The sequence below is a fragment of the Streptomyces sp. NPDC002701 genome, assembly GCF_042889045.1.
Lineage (GTDB): Bacteria > Actinomycetota > Actinomycetes > Streptomycetales > Streptomycetaceae > Streptomyces.
The window spans coordinates 24,619-35,014 of the sequence record NZ_JBIAQL010000040.1 but is presented as its reverse complement, the minus strand read 5'-3'; the positions used below and the strand labels follow the sequence as shown (position 1 = coordinate 35,014).

Sequence of the window (10,396 nt, the reverse complement as noted above, 5' to 3'; positions counted from 1 at the left end):
CCGGCGAAGCCGATCGCTGCGATGACGACCGCTCCGAAGACGACCACCCCGATGAGGATCCGGTGCGTCTTGGTGAGCTGCATAGGCGCGGCCACTCTGGCTCCATTCCCCGATCGGGTAACTTCCCGCACAGGTTTCACACTGCCACGCCGCGCCGGGGGTTGGCGCGGTTCAGAGGGCACGTGCTTGACCCGGCCGCCTTGCTCCTCCGCACGCGTTAGCCAAGCGGTCATCCCGACGATCACTCTCAAATGTGCGAGGCGGGCAAGTACTTCACGGTGCGGTCGGAAGAGACTGCTCGCCGAACGTGCATGTCCGCCCCCGTGGCTCGAGTACTTCACCTGCAGCCCGCGCCGCGGGCGCCGCGGGCGCCGCACTCGGGCCTGCGCGAACGCGGCTGCGTCTCCCGCCTCGACCGACACGGCGACGGAACCGGCTACGGCACCTGACCCCATACTGACCGAACAGGAACACACACATCCCTCGAGCTATCCGTCGAGCACGTCCGCATAGATCACGACGGCGTAAAGGGGTGGACCGCAAGATTTACGACGTATTGGAAGGACGCAGGTTGGGCGACGATGCGCAGTCGTTCGCGCCGGTCTGCGGGCCGTTCCCGGCGAACGGTGTGAGCCACCGAGCACAGCCGGGACCCGACCGGTGGCGAGCTTACCCAAACCGAATGAGCCGCCCTGTCAATGCCGCCGTACACGATCCGTTCCTCACCAGCTGGCCCTCAAAGAGCCAAAGAGACAAACAAGGCACACGCGGACCCGACTACCTACCACGGCGACCGCTGTGCCCCTGGCCCATTCGCGCCAATGACGCAACCAACCGGCCTGTCGACACGGTCGAGATCAGCAGGAGTCGGCGGGCCGATCGGCGCCGTACGGTTCCCGCGCCGCTTTGGATCAGCACACCCGCCGAAGGAGCCGCCACACGAGCCCACAGAGCATTTCCGAGAAGAGTAGCGAAGACGGTATACTTGTTGGCATACTCGATGCATGGCAGATACCAGTGTCAAGATCGATGACACCACACGCGACCGTCTCAAGGCCCTCGCCGACGAGGCAGGACTGTCCATGAAGGACTACCTCGCCCGGGTCGCCGAGGAAAAAGAGCACGAGAAGCTCCTCGACACAGCCACCGCAGCGTTCCGCCGTGTGATCGAGCCGGGCATCCTGGACCAGTTCGACGCTGACTTCGGGGGGCTCCCCTCGATCGACCACCAGATTTCGCAGGCGGCCTGAGAGCCTGTGGAACTGTTCGTCGACTACCGATGGCTCCTGGCCCGCCAGGAAGACATCCTGCGCACCGATCTCACCGTGAACGACCTCTCCGTCCTCGTCGGCATGGCAGCCCGACACAAGGTGAATACGCCACGACTCGACCAGGCCGACCCGGACGCTTTTTGGCGCGCCGCCATCTTCCTCGAAGAATGCGTACTGCTGCGCCCGCTTCCCGCCCGCAACGAGGCGTACGGCTACGGTGTCGCCATCGCCTACCTCGAAGCCTGCGGCGAGCACGTCGAGACAAAATATGACCCATGGCGCGACCTCATCAACGATATCCGCACCTTGCGCCTGGACTCCTACGCCATCACCGAGCGGCTGCGGGCACTACGGCTTCCCTAACCCGGACAGCTCCGGTTACCGCGCGCTCCAGCGGGACGCCGGCCTGCGTCGCAGTTGATAGACGTTCACCGCGGACTATCGGCCTCAGGTCCCAGTGCAAGAGGTCTTATGGCAGTGCTGCGGCATAGTCGCCTACATCCGGTTCATGACGATCTGCTGGCGCGCCAGGGTTCTGAGGATGCGGCAGGCACCGGTTCCCAGATCATGGAGATCTCGACGTCTCGTGATGCGTCTGGACGCGGTGTGCCTGTCGATGCATGATCGGCGAACTCGTCTGACGGCGGCCAGTAGAAATTCCCCACGTACGGCCAGCTCGATTCCCCAGTCAGCAGTCACACTCAGTAGCCTTGGTGCTGGCTCGTGGATCTGGTGCATGAGGGGGTTATTGACGTGGCTCGTACCTGGCTGTCGATCCGGGTGGAGTTGGTCTCCGGTCACGGTGCGGACCTGTGGCCGCGTCCCGGCCGGGTGCTCGCCGCTGCTCGGTCGCACTCCTTCGCCCAGCTCGCCTCGGCCATCGATCTCGCGTTCGCGCGCTGGGACTTGGCTCATCTGCACCTGTTCACGTTGTCCGACGCCACCCACGTCAGCCTGCTGGACTGGTGGGACGGCGAGGCCCCGGACGGCACCGTGGACGGCCATGTGACCAAGCTGAGCAGGCTGCAGGCCGGCGAACAGTTCGCCTATGTCTTCGACTTGGGCGATAACTGGGCGCACCTGTGCACGGTGGCTGAGAAGCGTATTGATCCCCTCGAGGAACTCGGCAAGGTGCCCGACCGCCCGGTTCCCTACTGGGGGTGGGGCAACCTCCCGGACCAGTACGCGCGCCGTTGGGACGGGGACGATGGGGAGTCGCCGAAGCCGAAGCGGCCGGCCCGCGGCCTCAGCGGCCTGCCTCCGATCCTGCCGTGGTGGGGCGAACACCGCCACGGGTAAGCCTCACGCTGCGTACATAAGGTGGTCGCCAGTGGGGAATTGAAGTGGCCGCGGGTGGGGAAATTCAACTGGCCGCTGACACTCGTCTGCCGTTGCTGGCTCCCCAAGCCTGTTGGGGCCGTGTCCGGAGAAATCCGGTCTGATGAAACGGTGACAGGGCGCAGATTTCCCTCAGCGCTGTCTTCGCCATGACGCTAGACGCCCAAAGGGCTGGTGTGACCCCGAGCTCGAGGTGATCACGCTGGTCATGGGTAGCCGTCTGCGCAGCAGACCATGTCCCTGCTGCTGGCCCGCCGCATGGGCGTACCCCGCTGCGTCACCTCGTCAGCGACTCGCTCCCCCGCTTCCAGCCCTACACGAGAGTTCACGGCGTTCTCGAACTTCTCCAGCTCGCTGCCGCATCACCACCATGGCTTGCACCGTCCCGTTGAGCGTGGCCATCAAGGCCATGTGTCCGCCCTGGCGGCGGGTGTGCTGTCCAGCGAGATACGCAGGGCCTCGCAGGCGCGTACTGCTTCAGCCTCGTCGTACAGACGCCGTTGCCAGTCCGGCTCCGTCTCGCACGGGCGCTGGCCGCGGGCGGGCAGCCGCCGGTAGGCGCGGGCCGCGTAGATCTGTCGCGGAGTGGGTGCATCGCTCCAGGTCTGCACCGGCAGCGTGGCGAGGAAGGCTTCCTCGGCCTCACGCAGCACCGGCCGGTAGGCCGGGGCTGTTGCGGCCTGGCGGCCGAGGTCTTTGCGTACCTTGGCCAGCTGCGTGCGCAGCGTGGGGCGTAGCTGGTGGGCGTAGCGCTGCCAGGACGGGTCGTGGCAAAGGTGTCGCTTGCGGAGCATGGCCTGGTGGCGTAGACCATCGTCGTCGGCCTGCGGAGTGTGGGTGGACGGCTGGTCAGCGGGCGGGAGTTCGGCCCGGTGCCGCCGGCGGGTGATCTCGTGGTGGAGGTAGGCGGCCGGATCGCGCAAGCGCGCAGGAACGCCCCAGTAGGAGAGTTCTTCGGCGAGGTCCTGCCAGCTCCAGCCCAGGCGGATCAGGGGCCGCAGGGCGTAGGCCGTGCGCCGGGAGCAGGCTCCGCGCAGCCACCACACCTCGCGCTGCAGGCGTTCGGTGAGGGTGATGGCGTCGGCGCACTGGCGGGGCGTGAAGGTCTCGCGGCGTCGTACGGCCGGTGGTTGCGCGGTGCGCGCTGGGCGCGTGTAGTTATGCTCTCTCATTCCTTGCTGCAGACGAGTGGAGCGTGAGGTGGGTGAAACAGAAGGGGTGCAGTGCCCCCGGCTGTGACAGGGGCGGGCGACGCGGCGAGCGGCGGCGATCGCCCGGGTGCACCCGGCCGGGGTGTAGCCGATGAGGCGGGCCTGGTAGCCGCGGCCGTGGATGCGGTGGCCGTGCGCGCGGTCCCACAGGGGCGGGGCCAAGAGGGCGTAGAGGGTGGCGGTGCCGCAGTAGCCGTGGCCGGGCTGCCAGGCCATGCCGTGCCGGGTGCGCAGGGCGTTGCGTTTCGAGCCGTGCTCGACCCAGGCGATCAGCCCGAGTTCGCGCAGGTAGCGGGCGTGGTTGAGGACGGTGCGGCGGCTCACTGCGAGTTCGCGCATGGTGGCCGTGATGTTGAAGGCGACGTGACCGTCGCCGTTGCGGTGGGCGCGGGCGGCGAACGCGGCTGCCAGGCGCAGTGTGGTGGCTGTGGCCTTGGGGTGGAAGCGGATCATGTGGTGGGCGGCGGCGAGGAAGTCGTCGGCGTGGCGCAGCCGCCGGGAGTTGGTGGCGTGTACTTCCTGGTCGCTGCGGTGAAGGATCAAAGTGAAGCGTTCCGCTGAAGTCGGCTGCTGTGAGGCAGCGTTGCCTGTGCGGGAGGTTGGTCGCAGATCGGTGTGGCGGGTGGGGACGGGGCCGGGCATCATGGCTCCTGTCGCGGGAGTATGTCGTGACGCACGAGGCCGGAATCCGGTCTGGTTGGTTTGTGAGAAACCTGAGGTGGTTGGGCCTGGGGTTGCAGCCCCGGTCTGGCAGATGAAGTCCTGGTCGCAAGCCCGGGGTATCCGGGCGTGTGACGTGAGGGGCGAAGCAGACGGCTGGCCCGCCGTCGCTTTCGCCCCTCGTCTGTTGTCTAGGTGCCGTGCGTGTCCGTGGGAGCTTTCCCGGCACCGTGTGGTGTGCGGGGACGTGGCTGCGTCTTGGCGCGGTGGCGATCTCGCCAGGGCGGTAGCGGGACGGGACCGCGTAGCCAGGTGGGGGCGGGATACGACAGCTCGAAGCTGGTGTCGTCGTCCGGCGTGTCCAACGGGGTGGAGGTCACTGGGAGTCCACCATCCGGAACTCGTGCGAGAGGACTCTCGGTTTGCCGCTGACGGGCAGGTGGGCCAGGAGCAGGCCCTGGAACTCGTCGATCACGGCGATGCGCTTGGCCGGGTTGAAGACGGCCTCCTCCTTGGTCGGGATGAGCTTCGCGCGGAGGATGAATTCCTTCTTCAGTTCGTAGAACTGGTCGTGCGCGGAGGGCACCACGGCCAAGGTGGAGCCGTCGCGCAGCTTCAGCGCGTAGATCTTCTGGTGGCGTGCATCTGTCTGCTTGAACGACTTCGTCGCCGCCCGGGAGCCGTTGTTCTCGTTGCGTTCCTTGTAGACCTTCAGGGCGTGCTCGGTGGAGGGGGTGCGGGCCAGGACCTGTCCGGCGCCGGTCCCGCCGGAGGAGAAGAGGTCCTCGAAGGCGTCGGCGACCTGGTTGGGTGCCAGGCGTCCGGTGCGGGTGGTGGCGTTGACGGGGGTGGCCCATCCGGCGCGGTCGGTGGCGATGGGCGCGGGCAGCCGCGAGCTCTTCTTGTCGCCGAGCGCGACGGTGGCGACATTGCGCCAGCCCGTGCCGTGCACCTGGTCGAAGACGACCAGGCCCTTCCAGCCGGTGCGGTCGACGGTGACCTCGATGGCGAACCACCGCTCGCCGGCCGGGGCGTAGACGACGGGCTTGATGTAGTAGAAGGGGTCGGCGTACTCCTCCTTCTCCTTGGCGCTCTTGGTGCGCCACAACTTGTAGTCCGCCGTCGACTGTTCCAGCAGCTGGCCGCCTTCAACGGTGGCCAGCAGCTTTCTGGCCTGCTCAGACGGCGAGGTGCTCCGGCCCTGCATGGCGTTGGCCCGGTTGTTGACCGCGACGTACCTGGACAGGAGCTCCTTGGCCTCGTCGCGGGTCACGGCGCCCTTCGGCGCGGGGGCGGGGGCGGGCGCCTGCGGGGTGCTGCGGGCGGCGGCCGGCCGATCTGCATGGTCGTCACCGGCGCCGCAGCCTGCGGTCACGGTGAGCGTGACGGCAGTGGCCAGGGCGCAGGCGATGCGGCGCTGGTAGGGGGTGCTCATCGGGCTCCTCCGAGAAAGGGGGTTGGGGTACGGCGGGGTCAGGCAGCGAGGCGGATCGACGCTTTGGGCGCGGCTGATGCCCCCGGGCTGGTGCCGTGGCCGGGATCCAGCGTGTGGAAGCCCTCCTGGGCAAGGTCGTCGAGCAGGTGGCGCAGCAGGGCGTGGGCGGGGGCGAGGTGCCGGTATGCGGGGTGAGCGACCTGCTGGACGCTGTAGCAGCGGCGGCCGCGGGTCAGACACAGCTGCGCGGCCACGGGAGTGTCGTCGACGTGCAGGTCGGCGACGAACGCGACCTTTGCCCCGATGGCCGGCACGGCGTCACGCCACTCGGAGGCGCAGGTCGGTCCGGCGTGGTGATGCTGTGCCGATGCATGCAGTGAGGCCAGCACGTCGAGTCCGCTGAGCAGACCCTGCTGGTGGTGGGAGCGCCGGTAGGTGATGGTGTGGCCGGCGGCCAGGTGGGTCCAGTGGCGGCAGCGGCGGGCGTGTTCACGCTGCCGGCTGGGAGCGAGGGCACCGAAGTCGAACGGCAGCGCGACAACAGAGGATGCGGGCCCGTCGGTGGTGAGACTGTCGTGACAGATTGCCCGTACGGCGCTGCCGAGTGCGGTGTCGGCGCGCAGTCCGGGCAGGGTGACGTCGGCGCCGGCTTCCTGCCAGAGCAGCAGGTGCAGCGCGAGCGCACGGGCGATCGCTTCGTCTTCGGCGTGCGGGCCCACCAGGTGCAGATGTCCTGTGTCTGGCGCGGACAGCGGCCGGAACCGGATGCGGGACCGGTCGCGGTGGCGCGCCAGGGCGAGCGCGGCGACGATCCGGCCGCCGGCCGTCGTTGCCGCGAGAATGAGCGGCGTGGCCGTGGGAGGCAGCAGCCGGATCGTGCTGGCGAGCCACTTGGGCGACTGGAAGGGCGTCGCTTGAAGGTCCTGTGCGTACAGAGCGGGCCAGTGGCGGGTGAGGACATCGAGTGCGTCGGCGCCGAGACGGGAGTGGATGCGGCACGGGATGGCCGGGTCCGGCAGGTCGTGGGCCATGGTCACAGCGCCTTGGGGCGCAGGGCGGCGGCGAGCGTGCGGGCGATGGATGCTGCCGCGGCGATCGGTGCGCGCGGTTCGGCCTGGATGCGGCGTATTACCGCGGAGTGGACGACGACGGCGTCCACCCAGGCGGCTGCGGTGCGCACTTGATTGGGGGTGGACAGGCCGGTGGTGGCCGCCACGGGCAAGGTGGTGAGGTCGCGCACCTGACTGATGAGGGCGGGCAGGTGGGAACCGACGGGCTCGGTGTTGCCGGTCAGACCGGTCGTGGCAGAGGCGTAGATGAGGCCGGTGGCGTGGGTGACGATGCGTTCCAGCCGGTCTGGTTTCACGGTCGGCGCCAGGAGCGGGATGGTCCCCAGGCTCGCGGTGCGGGCGATCGCCCGCCACGGACGAGCTTGATCTAGGGGCAGGTCCCGGATGAGCACGGCGCCGACGCCGGCAGCTGCGGCATGGTGGGCAAAGCGGGCGGCGCCGTAGGTGTGGACGGGTTGCCAGTGCGTGCTGATCACTACGGGAACGCGCGTGCCGGCGGTGAGTTCCTGGGCGGCGGCGAACGTCTCCGGCATGCGGAAGCCCGCCTGCAGTGCGGTGCGCGCGGCCTGCCGCACGGCTGGCCCGTCGCGCACCATGTCCACGTGCGGGACACGTAGTTGGACGATGTCCGCGCTCTGTGCGAGCAGATGCTGCACCGCCCGGCCGGTGAGAGGGTCGGGGAAGCCGGCCACCGTGGAAAGGATCAGCGCGCACCGCTCCTGGCGTCGCGTGTCGGCGAACGTCAGCTGCAGTCGCAAGGAGCCGCTCGGGTCGGGACGGCGCACGCGGGGGGCGGGGACGGCGGACAGGGTCATCGGGTGCCGTCCAGGGTGTACATGCCTGAGGCTTCGAGGCGACGGATGTACTGGTAGTCGGCCTCGATGGCCTGCGCGTGCGCGTGGCTCAGGACGATCTCGCGCACCGGGGACCAGACGCTGGTGGTCTGGTGCACCGGCATGTCAGGGGGAGGCGCGTCAGTGAGATGCACGACGGTGGGCAGCGCGCGCACGGTCGCGAGCTGTTCCGGAGCAAGGCATGCGCCGCGGTGCGCAGCCAGGCGCACCCGCACCACGTGCCGGCGGGCGGGCCCTTGTCCGGTGGGTGGGGCCAACGGTGGCGGCAGGACCGTGTCGAGGGCGCCGCCGAGCCGGTCGATGCCGGTGGCGTCCTGCAGTGCCTGGTCGGCGGGTGAGGTGTCGGCGGCTGTGGCTGCGGACAGCAGCAGCGGGCCCCGGCCGGGTTCGTAGATCAGGTGGCAGCGGGCCGGTCCGGCGCGTACTCCAAGCAGGTCCAGGACACGCAGCGTGTGCAGGGCCAGGGCCCGGGTCAGCATGCCGTGGCGCGGGAGGAGATCGACGCGGACGAGGACGCCGTCGGCGGTATGGGTGTGCGCCCACACGTCGGTGACCGTGTGAAGTGGTTGCTCGTCGGGGGCCGGAGCTCGGCGGGTGAGGCTGTGCACGGTGTAGCGGCGGCCGGACAGGTGTTCGCGCAGCACGAGGTGGCTGGTGCCGCCGTGGAGGTGAGCGGTGCGCCGCATCTGCCGCCAGGCGGTGCTGATCTCGCTGCTGCTGCGGCACAGCACGGGTGCGGCCGGTACGCCCACAGCGGCCGGCAGGAGCAGGACCGCCGGCCGGGCGCAGATCCGCCACCAGGCCAGCGCACTGGTCAGCTCATCGGTGCGCCAGGTGCACGGGACGCCGACCTGGTGCCGGGCGAGGAGGCGGGCCTGCTCGCCGCGGTCGCAGCGGTGCAGCACGGTCGTCGGGTCCGCGGGCAGACCGAGTTCGGCGGCCAGACGTTCGGTGAGGGGGATGCCACGCGGGCTGCCGGGCAGCACGGCGCGTACGCCGAGACTGCGCAGCCGCCGGGTGGTGCGACCCAAGCCTCCGCTGTGTACGACCGTGTGCCGGTAGGCGGTCGTCCCACCTGCCGCGGAGGGGTGGCGGGGGGTGGTGACGGCCACGGCGAGGATGTTGCGGCGGGCCAAGGCCCGGGCGTAGTCGGCCTGCGGGCAGGGATCGACGATGGCGGCCGCCGCGGGCAGGCCGCGGCGGCGGCCCGGGCGGGGAGGCGCGGGGGAAACAGACATGACGGCCAGCTCCCAGAATTGAGGTGTACGGATGGCGGGTGGAGGTCAGGCGGTGCAGGCAGGCGCGTATGCCGGGCGGGCGATCTGCACATCGAGCAGGCCAGCCGCCTGCGTCAGGCGGGTGCGGCATTCGTCAGCTGTGGCGCCCAGGACGATCCAGTGCGCGAGCCGGTCGGCGAGGGTGGCCTGGGGAGGTGCGGATACGAGCGCGCCGGGTGTGTGGGTGAGCACCATCCGTTCCAGCCCCGGCGTCTGCGCGCGTTCGGTCCGTAGGGCGAGTTGCTGGAGGGTGCCGGAGGTGGAGGGGTAGGCGAACGCGACGGCGGCCGCCCGCTGCAGGACCGGCCGCAGCCGCGGCTGCATCCCGGCGGCCAGGTCGGCGGCGACCTGCGCGAGCTCGATCCCCATGGCCCTCCGCACCAACACCGGCAGCAGATCTCCGCCCAGGCGGCCGTTGACCTCGACGATGCGCGGTCCGGCAGAGGTGAGTTTCACCTCGATGCACAGCACGCCGAGCGTGATGTCGTGCGCGGCGACGGCGCTTTCGATGAGCTGGATCAGGGCGGGTTCGTGGAGCAGCGGATCGCGGGCGTCGACGACATGCCCGTACTCCTGCGTGCTGTTCGCCGGTGCGGGCAGTTTGCGGGTCACAGCCAAGATCCGCACCCGCCCGGCACCCAGCACGGCAGTCTCCACGCTGATCTCAGGGCCGTCCAGGTACTCCTCGACGAGGACGCCGGCGGGCCCGTAGCGGTGCAGGTCCATCACAGACGCGCGGCTGGCTTCGTGGAATGCCGCGCGGACTGCGGCTGCGGTGTCGGCGCGGACCACACCGGCACTGCCGGCCTGGGAGCGCGGTTTGACGATCACGGGGTAACCCATCAGATCAGCGAACGCAGCCGCCGCTTCCGGGCTGCTGGCCTGCACGAAGCGGGCGGAGGGCACCTGCTGCTCGGCCATCAGACGGCGGGAGAGCGCCTTGTCGCGGCAGGCGGCCATGGACTGCGGGCTGCTGCCCGGCAGACCCAGATGCTGCGCCAGAAGGGCCGCGGTCTGCACATGGTGCTCCATGTAGGCCAGCACTCCGCCGACCGTATGGTCGTTGGAGTAGGTGCTGACGGCGCCCAGTACGGCCGCGGTGTCGCTCAGGTCGGCAGTGATGATGCGGGTCAGGTACGGGCGGGCCCAAGCGGGTTCTGCGGTGTCGACGCCGACGATAGGGTGCTTGGCGGCGATGGAGGCGAGGACGTCCTTGCGGTAGGCGGCACTGTCACCGACGCCGATGAGGACGAGCGGGGCGTGCGTAGGCACGGCACATC

The 10,396-nt window shown here is 69.6% G+C and carries 9 protein-coding genes; 3 read left to right on the top strand and 6 right to left on the bottom strand.

Annotated elements, in window-relative coordinates:
* The first annotated feature begins 1,004 nt into the window (after window positions 1-1,004).
* The 3 genes from ACFYXC_RS40000 to ACFYXC_RS39990 all read left to right on the top strand — a co-directional run bounded on the left by ACFYXC_RS40000 (window position 1,005) and on the right by ACFYXC_RS39990 (window position 2,570).
* The gene (locus ACFYXC_RS40000; RefSeq protein WP_389557843.1) at window positions 1,005-1,250 is read left to right on the top strand and encodes an antitoxin MazE7; all 246 of its coding nucleotides are present in this window, start codon (window positions 1,005-1,007) and stop codon (window positions 1,248-1,250) included.
* Window positions 1,251-1,256: 6 nt separating this feature from the next.
* Window positions 1,257-1,634 (top strand): toxin Doc, encoded by a 378-nt coding sequence (locus tag ACFYXC_RS39995; RefSeq protein WP_389557841.1) that lies wholly within the window; start codon window positions 1,257-1,259, stop codon window positions 1,632-1,634.
* A 360-nt stretch (window positions 1,635-1,994) separates the two neighbouring features.
* Window positions 1,995-2,570: a hypothetical protein gene (locus tag ACFYXC_RS39990; RefSeq protein WP_389557839.1), complete on the top strand. Its 576-nt coding sequence runs from the start codon at window positions 1,995-1,997 to the stop codon at window positions 2,568-2,570.
* A 440-nt stretch (window positions 2,571-3,010) separates the two neighbouring features.
* On the opposite strand, the gene ACFYXC_RS39985 is transcribed toward ACFYXC_RS39990, so the two are convergent.
* The 6 genes from ACFYXC_RS39985 to ACFYXC_RS39960 all read right to left on the bottom strand — a co-directional run bounded on the left by ACFYXC_RS39985 (window position 3,011) and on the right by ACFYXC_RS39960 (window position 10,388).
* Complete coding sequence (locus ACFYXC_RS39985) at window positions 3,011-4,363, bottom strand: hypothetical protein (RefSeq protein WP_389557837.1); 1,353 nt, start codon at window positions 4,361-4,363, stop codon at window positions 3,011-3,013.
* A gap of 493 nt (window positions 4,364-4,856) precedes the next feature.
* Window positions 4,857-5,915: a hypothetical protein gene (locus ACFYXC_RS39980; RefSeq protein WP_389557836.1), complete on the bottom strand. Its 1,059-nt coding sequence runs from the start codon at window positions 5,913-5,915 to the stop codon at window positions 4,857-4,859.
* A 38-nt stretch (window positions 5,916-5,953) separates the two neighbouring features.
* Window positions 5,954-6,946: a GNAT family N-acetyltransferase gene (locus tag ACFYXC_RS39975; protein ID WP_389557834.1), complete on the bottom strand. Its 993-nt coding sequence runs from the start codon at window positions 6,944-6,946 to the stop codon at window positions 5,954-5,956.
* Between the two features lie 2 nt (window positions 6,947-6,948).
* On the bottom strand, window positions 6,949-7,800 hold the full coding sequence (trpA, locus tag ACFYXC_RS39970; protein WP_389557832.1) for a tryptophan synthase subunit alpha: 852 nt from the start codon (window positions 7,798-7,800) through the stop codon (window positions 6,949-6,951).
* Window positions 7,797-9,077 (bottom strand): hypothetical protein, encoded by a 1,281-nt coding sequence (locus ACFYXC_RS39965; protein WP_389557830.1) that lies wholly within the window; start codon window positions 9,075-9,077, stop codon window positions 7,797-7,799. Before ACFYXC_RS39965 ends, trpA begins: the two co-directional genes overlap by 4 nt.
* Before the next feature lie 45 nt (window positions 9,078-9,122).
* Window positions 9,123-10,388 (bottom strand): ATP-grasp domain-containing protein, encoded by a 1,266-nt coding sequence (locus ACFYXC_RS39960; protein ID WP_389557828.1) that lies wholly within the window; start codon window positions 10,386-10,388, stop codon window positions 9,123-9,125.
* Window positions 10,389-10,396 lie beyond the last annotated feature (8 nt).